Annotated in this window: 14 protein-coding genes; 7 read left to right on the forward strand and 7 right to left on the reverse strand. The window is 45.8% G+C overall.

Features of this window, described 5'->3' with window-relative positions:
• A partial coding sequence (locus tag FQV28_RS10335; RefSeq protein ID WP_146496215.1) for an IS3 family transposase occupies positions 1 to 302 on the forward strand: 302 nt, incomplete at its 5' end.
• Positions 303 to 452: 150 nt separating this feature from the next.
• A complete protein-coding gene (trhO, locus tag FQV28_RS10340) occupies positions 453 to 1415 on the forward strand; it encodes an oxygen-dependent tRNA uridine(34) hydroxylase TrhO (protein WP_146496217.1) in 963 nt (320 codons plus the stop codon).
• Positions 1416 to 1506: 91 nt separating this feature from the next.
• On the opposite strand, the gene FQV28_RS10345 is transcribed toward trhO, so the two are convergent.
• The 6 genes from FQV28_RS10345 to FQV28_RS10370 form a co-directional block, all read right to left on the reverse strand.
• Entirely contained in the window at positions 1507 to 3033 is a 1527-nt protein-coding gene (locus FQV28_RS10345) for a tripartite tricarboxylate transporter permease (RefSeq protein WP_146496219.1), read from the reverse strand.
• Between the two features lie 15 nt (positions 3034 to 3048).
• Positions 3049 to 3501, reverse strand: a complete 453-nt coding sequence (locus tag FQV28_RS10350) for a tripartite tricarboxylate transporter TctB family protein (RefSeq protein WP_146496221.1) — start codon at positions 3499 to 3501, stop codon at positions 3049 to 3051.
• Between the two features lie 50 nt (positions 3502 to 3551).
• Positions 3552 to 4562, reverse strand: coding sequence for a Bug family tripartite tricarboxylate transporter substrate binding protein (locus FQV28_RS10355; RefSeq protein ID WP_186763842.1), 1011 nt, complete (start codon positions 4560 to 4562; stop codon positions 3552 to 3554).
• A gap of 138 nt (positions 4563 to 4700) precedes the next feature.
• On the reverse strand, positions 4701 to 5378 hold the full coding sequence (locus FQV28_RS10360; protein WP_146496223.1) for a response regulator: 678 nt from the start codon (positions 5376 to 5378) through the stop codon (positions 4701 to 4703).
• Position 5379: 1 nt separating this feature from the next.
• Positions 5380 to 6963, reverse strand: a complete 1584-nt coding sequence (locus FQV28_RS10365) for an ATP-binding protein (RefSeq protein WP_186763843.1) — start codon at positions 6961 to 6963, stop codon at positions 5380 to 5382.
• Positions 6964 to 7218: 255 nt separating this feature from the next.
• On the reverse strand, positions 7219 to 8205 hold the full coding sequence (locus FQV28_RS10370) for a MerR family transcriptional regulator (protein ID WP_146496225.1): 987 nt from the start codon (positions 8203 to 8205) through the stop codon (positions 7219 to 7221).
• Between the two features lie 237 nt (positions 8206 to 8442).
• Here FQV28_RS10370 and FQV28_RS10375 point away from each other — a divergent pair, with 237 nt between their 5' ends.
• From FQV28_RS10375 to FQV28_RS10385, 3 genes are read left to right on the forward strand one after another with little or no spacing between them, the layout of a single operon-like run.
• Entirely contained in the window at positions 8443 to 9924 is a 1482-nt protein-coding gene (locus tag FQV28_RS10375; protein ID WP_146496226.1) for an aldehyde dehydrogenase family protein, read from the forward strand.
• A 19-nt stretch (positions 9925 to 9943) separates the two neighbouring features.
• Complete coding sequence (locus FQV28_RS10380; protein WP_146496228.1) at positions 9944 to 11110, forward strand: saccharopine dehydrogenase family protein; 1167 nt, start codon at positions 9944 to 9946, stop codon at positions 11108 to 11110.
• A gap of 24 nt (positions 11111 to 11134) precedes the next feature.
• The gene (locus FQV28_RS10385) at positions 11135 to 12325 is read left to right on the forward strand and encodes an acyl-CoA dehydrogenase family protein (protein ID WP_146496230.1); all 1191 of its coding nucleotides are present in this window, start codon (positions 11135 to 11137) and stop codon (positions 12323 to 12325) included.
• A 34-nt stretch (positions 12326 to 12359) separates the two neighbouring features.
• On the opposite strand, the gene FQV28_RS10390 is transcribed toward FQV28_RS10385, so the two are convergent.
• Positions 12360 to 13286, reverse strand: coding sequence for a diacylglycerol/lipid kinase family protein (locus FQV28_RS10390; RefSeq protein ID WP_146496232.1), 927 nt, complete (start codon positions 13284 to 13286; stop codon positions 12360 to 12362).
• 123 nt (positions 13287 to 13409) lie between these two features.
• On the opposite strand from FQV28_RS10390, the gene FQV28_RS10395 reads away from it, so the two are divergent.
• Positions 13410 to 14600 carry an alanyl-tRNA editing protein gene (locus FQV28_RS10395; RefSeq protein ID WP_146496234.1) on the forward strand — a complete coding sequence of 397 codons (1191 nt, stop codon included), beginning with the start codon at positions 13410 to 13412 and terminating at the stop codon, positions 14598 to 14600.
• 63 nt (positions 14601 to 14663) lie between these two features.
• Positions 14664 to 16811 carry a beta-propeller domain-containing protein gene (locus FQV28_RS10400; protein ID WP_146496236.1) on the forward strand — a complete coding sequence of 716 codons (2148 nt, stop codon included), beginning with the start codon at positions 14664 to 14666 and terminating at the stop codon, positions 16809 to 16811.
• Positions 16812 to 16865: the final 54 nt, after the last annotated feature.

Below are 16865 nucleotides of genomic sequence, written 5' to 3' on the forward strand. Positions count from 1 at the left end.
TCATCCTCCACTCGGATCAGGGATGGCATTACCAGATGGCAAAATACCAGAAAGCATTAGCAGATCGAAACATCACTCAAAGCATGTCCCGTAAGGGGAACTGCCTCGACAACGCCGTTATTGAGAACTTCTTTGGCATTCTCAAGACGGAGCTCCTGTACCTGCAGGAATTTGAAAGTGTGGAGCACTTCCTTCAGGAACTGGACGACTACCTGATTTATTACAACGGGAAACGAATGAAGTCCAAATTAAAAAACATGAGTCCGGTTGACTACCGGACTCATGCGCAACAAGCTGCTTAAATTTTTGTCTAACTTTTTTGGGTCAGTTCATTCGGCGGATGTTTTTTTTCGGCGAGAAGTTGAAAAACTCTTTGTTTTGTTGTAGAATTGATAAGGTTTTGAAGCCTTAAGAGGCTAGGCAATAAAATGAAAAATTAGGAGGTATGATTCATGCAAAATCATACACACAACGTTTTACTTTATTATTTATATACACCAATCGAAGATCCTGAAACTTTCGCAGCTGAGCACTTGGCAGCCTGTAAAGAACTTGGGTTGAAAGGCCGTATCCTTGTTTCCCATGAAGGAATCAACGGTACATGCTCTGGTACAATCGAACAGACAGAAGCTTATATGGAGATGGTGAAAAGCGATCCGCGTTTTTCGGATATCGTCTTCAAAATTGACGCAGCAGATGGCCATGCATTCAGAAAAATGCATGTACGAGCGAAAAAAGAAATCGTTCACTTGGGTCTGGAAGAAGACATCAATCCGAACGAATTAACAGGTACGTACTTAGAGCCTGAAGAATTTTATAAACGCATGCAGGATCAAGATACGATCGTGCTTGATGCCCGCAATGACTACGAATACGACCTTGGCCATTTCCGCGGCGCTGTGCGTCCGGACATTGAAAACTTCCGTGATTTGCCGGAATGGGTCCGTGAAAACAAAGAAATGTTTGAAGGCAAGCAAATTTTAACGTATTGCACAGGCGGAATCCGCTGTGAAAAATTCTCTGGATGGCTGAAAAAAGAAGGCTTTGAAGATGTAGCCCAATTGCACGGCGGCATTGTCACTTACGGTAAAGACCCTGAAGTGCAAGGCAAACTGTGGGACGGCCAATTATACGTTTTCGATGAGCGAATCGCAGTTCCAGTAAACCAAGTGGAACATGTAGTGGTCGGCAAAGACCATTTTACTGGGGAACCGTGTGAACGCTATGTAAACTGTGCAAACCCTGAATGCAACAAGAAAATCTTGGCTTCAGAAGAAAACGAACATAAATACATGCGTTCATGCTCAGACGAGTGCCGCGAACATCCGCGCAACCGCTATGCATTCGAACACGGCTTGACAGGCGTAGAAGTGCAGGCGCGCTTGGATGCACTGAAAGAAACAACTGAAGTTTAAACAAATAAAAAAAACCGTCCCTAATGGACGGTTTTTTTGTTTGTTATAACAGGAAATGAAATGCAGGAAAAAGGGGTTCAATACCTGTGAATCATCCTTCTTCATTTAATACAACTGAACGGCCTTTCAATTTCAAAAGCAGGGGAACAAGCAGCCATGCAGCAGCCACTATGAGCAGAGCCAACGAAATCGGGTTTGTAACGAAAGTAGAGAAATCGCCGTTTGAAATGGTCAATGCACGGCGCATATTGTTTTCGATCATCGGGCCGAGAACCAACGCCAATACAAGAGGTGCAACAGGAAAATCATTTCTTGTCAGCAAGTAGCCAAGCACACCGCAAGCAAGAAGCAGATACAAGTCGAAAGTGGTATATTGCACGGCATAGACGCCGAAGAACGAAATAGCGATAATGATTGGAAGCAAATATTTCTTAGGTGTCTGGATGATCTTAGCGAATACTTTGACCAGCGGCATATTCAGCACAAGCAGCATGAGGTTTCCGACAAACATACTCGCTATGAGCCCCCAAGCAACTTCTGGATGGTCATCAAACAATAACGGGCCGGGCTGGATATTGTACATGATCAAAGCGCCCATAAGAATGGCGGTTGTCCCGGAACCGGGAATCCCTAGAGTCAGTAGAGGAATCATGGCGCCGCCTGAAGCAGCGTTATTGGCGGCTTCCGGGCCGGCAACACCAGCGATGGCCCCTTTGCCGAATTGTTCCGGTGTTTTACTGAACTTTTTCTCTCCGATATAGGAGAAAAATGAAGCAAGTGTAGCTCCTGCACCAGGCAGAACACCAATGAAAAATCCGAGAAATGAACCGCGCATGATAGGTGCAGCGCTTTCTTTCAAATCCTTCCTTGTCGGGAGGATCCGGCCGATTTTCGCCATTGTGCCATCTTCATGATCCCGCTCTAAAACAGTTTTGAAAACTTCTCCCAAGGCGAAGAGGCCGACAGCGATTGTCAGGAATTCCAGCCCGGAGTATAGGACAGGGATATCATAAGTGAAACGGGCAATTCCGGAAACGGCATCGATTCCGATTGTACCAAGCATCAAACCGAACACGGTCATCATCAAAGCTTTTGTCATCGATTTTCCGGCAAGCCCGCTTACTGCAGCAAGGCCGAGCAGCATAAGGGAGAAATATTCGGCAGGGCCAAACTGAAGAGCCACATTTGATAAGGGCTCCGCCAGCAGCACTAGGCCGATCAGTGAAATGATCCCTGCCGCAAACGATCCGATGGCGGCTATGGACAAAGCCGATCCGGCGCGTCCTTGCTTGGCCATTTGGTAACCGTCAAGCGTCGTAACAACAGAAGAAGATTCGCCGGGTGTATTAAGCAGGATGGAGGTTGTTGAACCGCCATACATGGCGCCATAATAGACACCCGCCAATAGGATGATCGAACTTGCCGCTGCCGCTTCGGTCGGCAAGCCGGCCGTCAAGGTCGCTGTAACAGGAATCAGAAGTGCTACTCCGCTCATTGGCCCTATTCCAGGCAATACGCCAACTGCAGTCCCGATCAAAACTCCGACAAAGGCGAAAAGGATGTTCTGCCATTGAAAAGCGATACCGAATCCATCCATCAAAAATTGTATAGTATTCATGTTGCTCCTCCTCTCTTATAGAAATACCGGGAAACCTGGCAGCGAACCGCCGAGGAATTCAGCGAAAAAGTAATAAACGCCAAATGAGAACAGTCCTGCAATCACAATGGACTTGATCCATTTTCCGCGCTCCATTGTTTGGAACGCAACCAAAAGAAATGCGAAAGTCGTAATAACATACCCCAGTGGCTCCAGCAGTGCCGCATATAAAAGCGCACTGACAAAAATCACGATAAACTTCTTATATAACACAGGTTCTCCCTTTTGGGTGTCGGCTTGATAACGGAACGTTTCGTATAGCAGGCGCAGGCTCAATAAAATCAATACTGCTCCAAGGCCGATGGGGAAGATGTCCGGGCCGACCGCTGAACCGTAGGAACTTTCGGAAATCCGCTGGCTCTCGATGACAAACAGAAGGCCAATCAGTAAAAATGCGATTCCAGCAAAGCGATCGAACGTTTTACTCATTGTCTTTCACTCCTTTTTAAAGTAAGAAAGCGGCCGAAGCCGCTTTCGCATTATTTTTGCATATCAAGCGCCGTCAATAATTCGACAATAACTTTTTCCTGGGTTTGAAGATATTCCTCGAAACCTGCGGCATCTTTGTATTCACTTTGCCAGCCGTTCTGTTCAAGCTCTTGTTTCCATTCTTCGGTTTTGGACATTTCTTCTAATTTTGTGGACCAGTATTCTTTTGCGTTATCGCTCATGTTTTTAGGACCGAAAATTCCGCGCCAGATGGTGAATTCGGCATCGATTCCTTCTTCCATGAATGTCGGCACTTCGCTCAGTTCGCCTTCAAGGCGTTCCGGTGAACTGACAGCAAGAACGCGGACATCTCCGGATTTTACGTATTCCGCAATTGTGGAGGCGTCGGTTGCGATGACATCAGCGTTATCGCCAAGCAAAGCAGCTACCGCTTCACCGCCGCCGTCATAAGAAACATATTTGACCGCTTTCGGGTCAATGCCATATTCAAATGCCGGCAAGATGCCCACAAGATGATCCATCGATCCAGGAGCGGAACCGCCTGCCAAAGTCACTGCAGTAGGGTCAGCTTTGATGGCTTCCAGAACATCTGTCAACGTTTGGAATTTAGAATCTTCTCTGACGACGATTGCACCATAGTCGCGTGTCAATTGAGCAAGCGGCGTTGTATCTTTATAGCCGTATGGACTGTTGCCTTCCGCTTTATTGTTATTGATTAAGATTGGAGGAGATTTCACTAGCATCATGTAGTCGTTTTCCGCTTCTTTAGTAGCATACTCTGCCATATAAACGGCTCCGCCGCCGCCGGGTTTATTTTCCACAGTAATCGGCTCTTCAATCAGCTTTGTGGCACTCATGGTTTTTGCGATGGAACGAGCAGTCAAATCCCAGCCGCCGCCAGCTCCGGACGGTGCAACAATGGTGATTCCGCGTTCAGGATATTTTGCTTCACTTGCAGTCGTGTTTCCTCCGGAAGAACAAGCAGCGAGACTTAGAGCTAAAACACCAGCCATTGAAACTGAAAATATTTTCTTCAACATATAAATCATCCTCCTTTAAAATAATAAAAAAGACAGCGCTTTCATTTGCTGTCTTTAACTTATCAGAACTTTTATGAAATTCAATGTTTGTGGGCATAAGTACAATATTATCCAAATTATTAATATTGTTCATAAAGTTCACGGGCGGGGGAAATACCGCCTTTCAGGCCTGCCGATGGTTCCGTAAAGCAGTTCAGCAACAGCTGACTGTTCGGAAACCAAGTGTTCAAGGTAACGCCGGGCAGTTGAGCGGCTCATCCCGCAAGCGGCTCCCATTTCCTCTGCTGTCATGCCTGAGCTGCAATCGGCCAATTTCCTTTTAATTCTGGCCATTGTATTAGGATCGATTCCTTTCGGTGTAACCGATTGTTCACTAGGCACAGAAAGGCTTTTGTTCCAAAGCAACTTGATGGAATCTTCGTCCAATGAGCCTTGCTTTTCCAATGAACTTCTTTTTTGATGGTAGGTAAGCAGGCTTTCTTTAAAACGGTCGAAAGTTAAGGGTTTTAAAATATAGTCAAAAACGCCTCCCCGGAAGGCTTTCTTGACAATATCGGTTTCAGAAGCTGCAGTGATAAAGATGATATCCGATTCCGGGCTTTCATCTTGGATAAAAGCCATCAGTTCGGTTCCTCTCATATCTGGAAGATATACATCAAGTAAAATCAATTGCGGTTTTAACGTCTGTATCCAATCTTTTGCCTCTGATCCAGTGTTGGCTGAACCGACTACTTGGAACCCTTCGATTTTTTCAATAAAGCGCTTGTGTATATCGGCAATTCTTTTGTCATCTTCGATAATTAAAACTTCGATCATCTCAATTTCCTCCTGTTTTTATGGAAATAATTATTAGCGCTCCGCCCAAATCTCCTGATTCCATGGCGATATCCCCATTCAGATCACGAACATTCTCATATACTTTGACCAATCCGTATCCCCGGTCTTCGCCATTTTTTGTGGATATGCGCTTTTTAAAAAGATCTGTAAGAATGCTGGGATCCAGTCCTTCTCCTGAGTCTTCCACTTCTATTAAGATTTCTGATCCATTATTGGAAAGTAATAGCCGGACAATTCGCTGATCTTCCGGAAGGTGTTCAACCGCTTCAAACGAATTTGTCACCAGATTTCCAAGGATCGAAATGAACAGGCTTTTTTCAAATTGTGGAGGAAGCTCTTTCAAAAAACTTTCCTCATCCAACAGAAATTTCACCTTCAATTCGCGGGCCCGGTTGAAAAGGCCGATTAAAATGCCTCCGAGAAGCGGATCCTGTACATGTTTCAAAACAAAATGCACAAGTGATTGCTGTTCTTCCGTCTCATCATGGATCAGCTCCATAGCTTCTTCGAGTGAATTCAGCTGGATCAACCCGGAAATGGTATAGAGCAAATTGTTGTGTTCGTGGGTCTGTGCACGCAATGCATCGGCATACTGGCGCACTTGGGTTATTTCGTTTCTCATCCCTTCAATATCAGACTGCAGGCGGAAACTGGAGACAGCTCCTATGATGTCATTCCCGTGTCGGATTGGTATCCGGTTGACAATCGTCTTGTTTCCATGAATGGTCATGGGACGGTCGAGCTGGGATTCTCCTGTAGTCAGGACATGGGGCAATTGAGTATTCGGCAGGACTTCTTCGATCAGTTTACCTATGAGCTGTTTGTCTTTAGGCACTGACAGAACTTCATAAGCCGAGTTATTCGCCATGGTGATTTTCCCACTCTTGTTTACCATAATGATGCCTTCGCGGACAGATTCTATCAACGCATTACGCTCTCTATAAAGGCTGGCGATTTCTGCCGGTTCCAAACCGAACAGCGTCCTTTTAATGTTGCGGGCAAGAACCATTGAACCGATGGCACCGGAAGCAATGGCGATCAGGACAATGCCGATGATCGAATCGGCATATTCAAGGAAAGTGGAGGTCATGCTTGTTTTTAGAAATCCGACTGAAATAACGCCGATGATAGTGCCGGTCTCATCGAATATGGGCGCTTTGCCACGAAGAGAAGGCCCAAGTGAACCGGTGGCTTCAGAAACATAGGCTTCCCCATGCAGGAGGGCCCGCTCGTTATCATCCCCAATCATTTTTTTCCCTATCCGGTCTTCCAAAGGATGGGCGTAGCGAATTCCATCTTGATTGCCGATTACCACGTATTCGGCGTCGGTTTGGGCCCGGATAGTCTCGGCAATTGGCTGAAGAGAGGCCGAAGGGTCAGGCAGTTGGAATGCCAGTATGACATCTGGGCGCTCAGCAGTCGTTTCCGCAATGTCCAGCGCGCGTTCACCAGCCTCTTTTTCGATTGCATCCGAAATGGTCAGATAAAACGAAATACCTGCAAGCACCATGACTGTTGAGATGAAAAGCGCTCCGTATAAAAAAATTCTTCGTTGCAGTGGCATATCGGGATCACCCATTTCTATTTGTGTGTAACACCAGATCAACTTAACAAGAAGTTTAAAGTAAGAAAGAGGGGAACACAATTGCCAGTTTTATGAGTAAATTAAAAAAACCCGCAAAAGGGTTACTTTTGCGGGGGATTCTCTTGCAATTCTGCACATTTAATACAAAGCAGTTTGCTATTGATATAAGCGCCTTCTAAAAAGCCATCCCGACAATAGACATCTTTGCCGCAATTAGTGCAAGGACCGATTAACTCACGCATTTTCGATGCCTTCTGCATAAATGTACATGGCATCTTTCAAATACTTGGCTAAGCCACTGCCATGCTGGTCTATGTTATGGGAGAAGCGGCTGTCTGAGGCATACAAGTCGCCAAGCCCACGGAACATTTTCGGATTGCAGTTGTAGAAGCGGTTTAGCAATATGTAGTAAGCTTCCATTTCCTTCTGGACTGCTGTTGCATCCGCCGGCAGATGCATCAACGAAGCTACTGTAGTGTATATGCGATTGCCTTCCCGGTTGATTTCTTCTAAATCTTCCTTTTCTTTTTCAGGAGCAGCTTTTTCAACTTGGGGCTCATCAGCAAGGATAGGTTCATCTTCTGACACTGACTCTTCTGTAGGAGCGGTTTCTTCAACAGTTTCTGTTTTTTCGATTGATGTAGAGTTTTCCGGCAGGCTGATTGCTTCGCTAGCTGTAAATTCTTCAGAAGGTGATAAACCTTCAACTGAAACAATTTCTTCAATTGTAAATGGCTCATCTGCATAATTGATTTCACTTATGCTTTCTGCTGCCCCGGCAGTTACAGCTAATTTAGGAGCTTCTTGCTTGACCGCTGTTTTATACTTATCGATGCTTTCGATTCCTTTATCGTTGGCAAAAGCATTGAAACGCTGTTCGTTCGTAATGCTTTTTGTCCCTTGGTACTCATGGAGAGTCATCTCAGCGTTTTGGATCAATTTTTCAAGACGCTCTTGTTTCTGGCGCAAAAACGATGAATGCTGAGCAAGTGCGGATTCCGGATCAAATCCTTCAGCGACAAGCTCTTGAATCTTTTTCAACGAAAAACCGATTTCTTTAAAGAATAGAATATGCTGAAGCAGTTTCAAATCCTCATCATTATAGTAACGGTAACGGTTGGACCCTATGTTCGAAGGCTTCATAAGCCCAATGCTATCGTAATGATGAAGGGTCCGGACACTGACGCCTGCAATTTTTGCCACTTCTTGTACTTTGTACATATTTGATCACCTCAGTTTCTAGTTAACTATTACGCACCGTGACTGTCAATCCGTTTCAATAAAAAGAGTTCAATTGATTCTTTGTGCACAGTAGCAAAAAGACTTTTGAACGGCAAATCCGATAAAATGTTAAAAGAAAATTCAGATATTTATATATAGACTCCTAGGATTTTTTCTTGCGATATGAAACAATAGGATTGAAAGCGGTTTCTTAATTAGCGAAAAGGGGGGACAATTATGAAATTAGCGAATTACGTAAACGGAAAATGGCAGGAGAGCTCGGTTGCTGAATACACGGCGGTGCTGAATCCTGCAAACGGAGAAGAACTGGCTCAAGTGCCTTTGTCGACAGAAAGAGATGTAGACATAGCGGTAAAAGCTGCAAAAGCCGCACAGAAAAAATGGGCGAAAGTGCCAGCACCTAAAAGGGCGGACTATTTATTTGAAATTGGCAGGCTGATGAAACAGAAAAAAGAACAACTGGCTCAAGTTTTGACAAAAGAAATGGGCAAAGTGATTGAAGAAGCGCGCGGTGAAGTGCAAGAAGGCATCGATATGGCGTATTACATGGCTGGAGAAGGAAGACGTTTGTTCGGTGAAACGACCCCGTCGGAACTTGCCGATAAATTTGCCATGAGCGTCCGATCGCCAATCGGCGTTGTCGGTTTGATCACGCCGTGGAATTTCCCTGTGGCTATCGCTACTTGGAAATCGTTCCCGGCCATTGTAGCAGGCAACACATTCCTGTGGAAACCGGCTACGGAAACACCGATGATGGCCAACGAGATGGCCCAAATATTCCATGAAGCAAAACTGCCGGATGGCGTGGCGAATATTGTATTCGGCTCCGGCTCGGAAGTGGGAACTGCCATGGTGGAGCATCGGGACATCAGCGTCATTTCTTTTACTGGTTCAACGGAAACAGGACGGAAAGTTGCAGAAGCAGGGGGCAGGAATTTAAAGAAAGTATCCTTGGAGATGGGCGGCAAAAATGCCGTAATCGTCATGGAAGATGCAAATCTCGAACTGGCGGTCGAAGGCATTCTCTGGAGCGCTTTTGGAACTGCCGGGCAGCGCTGTACAGCCTGCAGCCGCGTCATTGTCCATAAAGACGTAAAAGAAGAACTGCAAAACCGGCTTATTGATAAAATTAAAACCTTGACGATTGGCGACGGATTAGACGAATCCGTAAAAGTGGGACCGGTCATCAATCAAAAAGCCATTGAAAAAATTCATTCTTATATCGGCATCGGACAAGAAGAAGGAGCAACCTTGCTTGTTGGCGGTAATATCTTAACTTATGCGCCTTATAACAAGGGAAACTATTACGCCCCGACATTGTTTACAGATGTTGCGCCGGATATGCGAATCGCCCAGGAGGAGATATTTGGACCGGTTGTTTCCATTATAGAAGTCGCGGATTTTGAAGAAGCGATTGAAGTGAATAATAACGTTATTTACGGTTTATCAAGCTCAATTTATACAACTGATGTCAACCGCGTATTCAAAGCGCAGCGCGATTTGGATACAGGGATTGTTTATATTAATGCGGGAACGACGGGAGCAGAAATCCATTTGCCGTTTGGTGGAACAAAAGGAACCGGCAACGGGCACCGTGATTCCGGAGTTGCCGCTCTTGATGTTTTTACTGAATGGAAAAGCATATATGTCGATTACAGCGGCAAGCTTCAACGTGCTCAGATCGATAATGAAATTTAAATGGAGGGAGATGCCAAGGATGAAAGCAGCTGTATTAGGTGCAGGACTGATGGGTAAACAAGCCGCGAAAGATTTGATTGCCAGTGATAAGGTGGAAAAAGTCTATTTAGCGGATGTAGCGGTCGAGCAAGCCCTCGCTTTTAAGAATGGCCTCCAAAGCGACAAATTGGAAGTACTCCAGCTAAATGCCAATGACGACCAAGAATTGGCGTATGTCTTGTCTAAAGCAGACGTGGCAATCAATGCGCTTTTTTATACGTTCAATAAAAGAGTGGCAAAAGCCGCCATTGAATGCGGAGTTCATGTAGTAGACCTTGGGGGGCATATCGGCGGGGCGACAAAAGCGGTTTTAGCGCTGCACGAAAAAGCAGTGGAAAAAGGAGTGACAGTCATACCGGATTTGGGAGTGGCTCCGGGCATGATTAATATATTAGCCGGATATGGCGCCGCTAAGCTGGATAAAGTCGATGAAATCAAGCTCTTTGTCGGAGGTATTCCGGTAAATCCCGAACCGCCGCTCGAGTATAATCATGTGTTTTCGCTCGATGGCGTGTTCGATCATTACACAGACCCGTCCTATATTATCCGTGATGGCAAGCTGTTGAAAGTGCCATCTTTGTCCGAGACGGAGCCAATTGCTTTTGAAGGATTTAACGAATTGGAAGCTTTCCATACTTCAGGAGGAACTTCGACGTTGCTGGAGTCTTTTAGAGGCATCAAAACGCTCGAATACAAAACAGTCCGCTACAAAGGGCATGCGGATAAGTTCCGCCTGCTTGTAGATCTGGGCTTTACCGACCGCAAGAAAACCGTTGTTGTCGACGGCCATGTGATTAAAGTGCGCGATGTGTTGAGAGAAGTGCTTAAGCCTATCACTGCACTCGGTGACAAACAGGACGCAGTAGTGATGCGGGTGATTGTTGCCGGCAGCCGAAAAGATGAAGAACTTGCTTATATTTACGATATGGTTACCTTGAAAGACATGGAGGCAGGCATTACAGCAATGGCTCGCGCAACAGCGTTTACGGTTTCGGTGGCGGCGCAAATGATCGGTACAAATATTATCACTGAACGAGGAGCACATCCGCCAGAGCTAATTGTTCCTGGAGACAAATATATAGAAGAAATGGCAACACGCGGAGTGTTGATAAAAGAAACGGTACATTATTCGACCTATCAAAGCTGAACCGTCCAAAAGGAGGGGCATCGCATGAATTTTGAATTTTCACATGAACAAGAATTGCTCAGAAAAACAGTACGGCAGTTTGTGGAAGCTGAGATTTCCCCTTTTATTGCAGAGTGGGACGCGAAAGGTGGTTTTGATCCAAATGTCTGGAAGCGGCTTGCTGATCTTGGACTGATGGGGGTGTGCATTCCGGAAAAATACGGCGGCAGCGGAATGGACTATAATTCCTTGGCAATTGTCTGCGAAGAATTGGAGCGCGGAGACACTGCCTTTCGTACCGCGGTTTCTGTCCATACCGGCTTGAACTCAATGACGCTTTTGCAATGGGGAACTGAATGGCAGAAAGAACAATTTTTGATTCCTCAGGCAAGAGGTGAAAAAATTGGGGCATTCGGATTGACGGAACCGGGAGCAGGCTCTGACGTTGCAGCACTTTTGACCACGGCGGTACGCAACGGAAATGACTATGTAATAAACGGCCAGAAAACCTGGATTTCGTTATGTGATGTGGCCGACCATTTTATCGTATTTGCTTATACGGACAAAATGAAAAAGCATCAAGGCATCAGTGCGTTTATAGTTGAACGCACGCGTCCAGGTTTTTCTTCAAAGGCGATCAAAGGAAAATACGGTATCCGTTCAGGGAATACCGGCGAACTGTTTTTTGATGATTTGCGCATACCGGCTGAAAACCGGCTTGGGGAAGAAGGAGAAGGATTTAAAATTGCGATGGCCGCACTTGATAACGGCCGCTTTACTGTTGCAGCTGGAGCTTGCGGTTTAATCATGGCCTGTTTGGAAGAAAGCGTAAAGTATTGCCAGTCCCGCACGACATTTGGCAGGCCGATTGGCGAACACCAATTGGTGCAGCAAATGATTGCCAACATGGAAGCGGGCTATCAAATGAGCCGGCTGCTTGTCTACCGGGCAGGAGAGATGAAAAACAATGGAATCCGCAATACTCGCGAAACGTCATTAGCAAAATGGCAGGCTTGCGATTTCGCCAATAAAGCAGCAGATGACGCGGTGCAGATCCATGGAGCCTATGGATATTCCGATGAGTATCCGGTAGCCAGGTATTTACGCAATTCCAAAGCTCCGGTCATCTATGAAGGAACACGTGAAATTCATACAATCATGCAAGCCGAGTACGTGCTTGGCAAACGTGAAGACAAAAAGTTGAACAGGATGCTGCCTCCGTGGCCGTCCGCATAATAAAAGGATGACCGGATATCCGGCCATCCTTTTATTATGCGGAAATTCCTGAAAAGGTATTTTCTTCTGCTTTTGGAACGAGCATTTTCAATTTTTTCGGTTGTACTTCAATTTCCAAAGGTGTTTTCATATATATTTCCCCATCGGTATCGACATCCATTTCGCGCTCGGTCCGGATGGCAATACGGCGTCCCTGATAATGGGTAACGTGTTCTAGTTCATCAGTTAAAACTTCAGGCTGTGCAAGAGAAAGCCACTCGCGTATGGCTGCGATAGAAGAAGACTGCACGATAAAAATGTCAAGCAACCCATCAGTAGGGTCAATCAGCGGCAGAGGAACTGTATGGGTGCCAATCGATTTGCCATTCATCACCAAAATGACCACGCCTTCTTCGAGGTGGACGATCCCATCTACTTCAACAGTGGCCGAAAAAGTTTCGGCTTGTCTGAGCGACCGCAAGCCGCTCATGAAATAGCTCAGCTTGCCATAGCGTTCTTTCAATTCGGGGTCGATATTAGTCGAAGCCTCCGTTATGACGCCGATGCCAGCAAAATTAAGGAAAGAATTTCCGTTGATCCGGGCGGTATCAATCTCTTTAATGTCTCCGCCAACAAGAGAGGCTGCAGCTTCATCTAAAGAAAGTGGAATTCCGAGTGTTCGGGCAAAGTCATTGCATGTTCCCCCAGGCAAAATCCCAAGCAGCGGAGGATTTTCAAGTGTGGTCAACGCTTGGACCGCCAAATGGACTGTCCCATCGCCGCCGACCACAAACAGGGCATCTGCAGTTTCTGCAGCTTGTTTGCATGCTTCGGTAAACTCTTCAGGAGAATTCGTCTGAACCAGTTCAAGTGCTTGGGATTCTGCTGCCAGCGCAGGAGTGGTGAGGGCGATCATCGTATCGCTCATGGACTGGCCGGCCTGAGCGTTATACAATAAAACAGTATGGTTGAATCTTGGCACACCATTAACCTCCTTTAAGCCTTCTATTAGTTATCATTTTCCACTCAGCGAATTTTTATAAACACAGCAACGGGAGAGAACCGAAAAGACAAAAGATTATTATCAGGAATGAGGGAATTTTACATGACCACGAAAATATATTATGAAAATCCAGAACTGAAAAAAATAGAGGCAACTGTTATTCATAGCGATAAAGATGCAGCCGGCTATTTTGCATTGCTCGATAAAACATGTTTTTACCCGGAAGGCGGCGGACAGCCGGCTGATGCGGGAATTATTAATAATGTAAAAGTTTTTGACGTCCAAACGGTTGAGGGCGAGATTCGCCATTACACCGAACAGCCATTGCCGCTCGGCGCTGCTTCATTGGAACTTGATTGGGAACGCCGTTGGGACCATATGCAGCAACATGCGGGCCAACATGTACTTAGTGCTGTCTTTGATGATCATTATAACATGAAAACAAGCAGCTTCCATCTCGGCTTTGAACGAGTTTCTATCGATTTGGATACTCCCCATATCACAAAAGAACAATGGCTGGACGTCGAAAAGAAAGCCAATGAGGTGATTCAGCGGCATATTCCGATTCAAACGACTTGGGTTGCCAATGAAGAAGTTTCAGCTTTGAAGTTGCGGAAGCCTCCGGCAGTGGAAGGCCCCGTCCGTTTAGTGATGATTGAAGGTGTCGACATTAATGCATGCGGAGGGACGCACCCGCTGAATACGGCGGATATCGGCATGTTAAAATTGATTAGTATGGAAAAATCCAAAGGCGGCACCCGTGTTTATTTTTTATGCGGCAAGCGCGCATTCCATTACTTTCAACAGCTGATTGAAACGACAGACGAACTGGTTCGCCAGTTGAATGCGCCGATTCAGGAATTGAATATTGCAGCATCAGCGTTGCTGCAAGAAAAAGCTGGGAATGAAAAATCCATAAAAGAATTGAATGGCAAGTTGTTAGAAGCAGAAGCGGCAACGTTAAGCCCCGATCCGGACAATGAGACGATTGAAAAAGTATTCGAGGATCGGCCAATCAAAGAAGTCCAGCAACTTGCAAAGCTCGTAATTGCAAATCATCCGAAAGCGGTGCTTTTGTTTGTGTCGGTTCACCAGGAAGAAATCCGCTTCGTCTGCGCAAGAGGCGCCAGCGCAACCGGTGATATGCGGATTCCTTTAAAAGAACTACTCGCCATGACCGATGGGAAAGGCGGAGGAAACGCTCAGTTTGGACAAGGCGGAGGCATTTTTGCCTCGCCAATAGAGAACTTCTTTGAAGTTTTCAGGAATTCAATGAAAAATTTACAGGGATAGCTGTAACTTTTTCAGCGCGTTGCTGTCTAATGGGAAAAGAAGGGCCGAAAGGATGGGAATATAATGAAGAAAAGGGGAATCTGGCTGCTGGCTGCGGTAGTAATCGCAATTTTCGGGGTGGCTTTTGCTGTCATGAGCGATAAAGTTTCCGTCAGTGCGTCTGCTATTGCCTTGGCAGAGCAAGGTTGGAGTGCGAGCTTTTCTTCAGAGCTTGATCCCGATGCGATTGAAAGAGGGGATTTGTATGTCACTGATGCTGAAGGCAATCCGGTAAAAACGGATATGGTTTTGCTCGAGAACGGAAAAACCATTCATATTCCTCAGCTATTAGTCGGTGATTACAAATTGCACATTAAAGAGTCGGCGGTAAAAAGCGGTTTTTTGAAATCGCTGTCTGCATCTGAAATTTCATTTTCTGTACAGGAAGAATTGAAGAAATTGTCGAACGCGGAAGAGCTGGAGGCCTATTTCAAGCAGCTGATGGTTTTAGAGAGAAACAGCGGGCAGCCAGGTTTATTCACAACCGAAGGGTCTGTCGCTACCGAAGAGTCGGCTGATAGCAGCTCTGCAAGTGGAGGCGGCGGGGAAAGTTATTCAACTACCAATAACCAAGTTGATGGAGTGGACGAAGCGGATCTGGTGAAGACAGACGGTTCCTATATTTACGCCATCAGTGAAGCAAAAGTGGTCATCACGGATGTAAGGAACCCGGAAGCAATGGCAGTTGCTAAGGAACTGACCTTTAAAGAGGAGATGTATCCGCAGCAGTTGTTTTTGTCAGATAATGTGTTGGTGGTGATTGGAAGCGAGTATTCCGCCATGCCGCTAGCAGGCGAAATTCTCGAATATCGTCCGCAAACAGCATTGACTACCGTCCATCTATATAATGTGGAAGATCCAGAAAATCCAACGTTAATCCGGGAATTCGGCACTGAAGGAAACTTGAACAGCGCCCGATTGACGGATGGCCTGTTGTATTACGTAACAAGCGCCATTCCTGATTACCGTATTTTAGAAGAGCCGGATAAAGGGGAAATCCGGCCGCATTCGTACGATTCGAAAAAAGGGAAAGATCTGCAGCCGCTGCCGTTTGAAAGTATTGTCATTCTTCCCGGGACAACATCTGCAAGCTATAGTATCATTACGGCAATCGATTTAGCCGATCCGGAGAAGAATGAACTTGTGACAGAAGGGTTTTTAGGAGGCAGCGAGCAGTTGTACATGACAAAAGACCATTTGTATTTGACAGCTTCAGCTTTCATGCCGATCAGCGAAGACGAGAAAGACGAAGAACTTGATATGTCGATTTGGCTGCCTCAGCAAGCAAACACAAAAATTTTCAAATTTGCATTGGACAGTGCAGCTGTACAATTTCTGGCTTCAGCTGAAATTACAGGCTCGCTGCTGAATCAGTTTTCGATGGATGAGTTTAACGGCTACTTCCGGGCAGTAACTACTGAAGGTTTTGCTTGGGACGAAGCGGCACCATCTAAGAACCATTTGTTTATACTTGATGACAAGCTGGAGCAAGTCGGTTCGGTGGAAGATTTGGCTCCAGGAGAGCGGATATACTCAGCCCGCTTTATGGAAGACAAAGCGTATATGGTGACCTTTAAAGAAACTGATCCACTCTTCGTCATCGATGTTTCGACGCCTTCAGCACCGGAAGTACTGGGTGAACTGAAAATTCCAGGATTCTCGAATTATTTGCATCCGCTAGGGGAAAACCATTTGATCGGTTTTGGCTATGACACGAAGCTTGAACCGGTAAAAGGCGGAGAGCCGCGGGTTGTGACGGGCGGGATGAAGATATCCCTATTCGATGTCACGGATTTTTCCAATCCAGTTGAAAAAGATACGGAAATAATCGGCGGCTCGGGAACGTATTCAACGCTTCAATACGACCATAAAGCGCTGTTCACCCATGTTGACAAGAATTTATACGGTTTTCCAGTTGCACTTTTTAGTGGAACGGAAAGTGAATATGTAGAGTTTGAAGGAGCCGGGGCAATGATCTATTCCATTACGCCGGAAGGCATTGAAGAAACGGCGAACTTATTGGCTAAGACAGAATCCGATATCGAAAATTGGGAAACCAGCGTTCAACGGATACTCTATATCGACGACTCGCTTTATACAGTTTCTCCGACAGAAGTAAAAAGCTATAACTTAGAAACATTCAGTTTAACAAGCGCATTGAGCTATAAATGAACGAAAGCGGAGGCAAAGAAAATTCTTTGCCTCCGCTTTTAACGTTTTTTACTA

This window comes from Planomicrobium sp. CPCC 101079 (genome assembly GCF_007859275.1).
Classification (GTDB): Bacteria; Bacillota; Bacilli; order Bacillales_A; family Planococcaceae; genus Planococcus.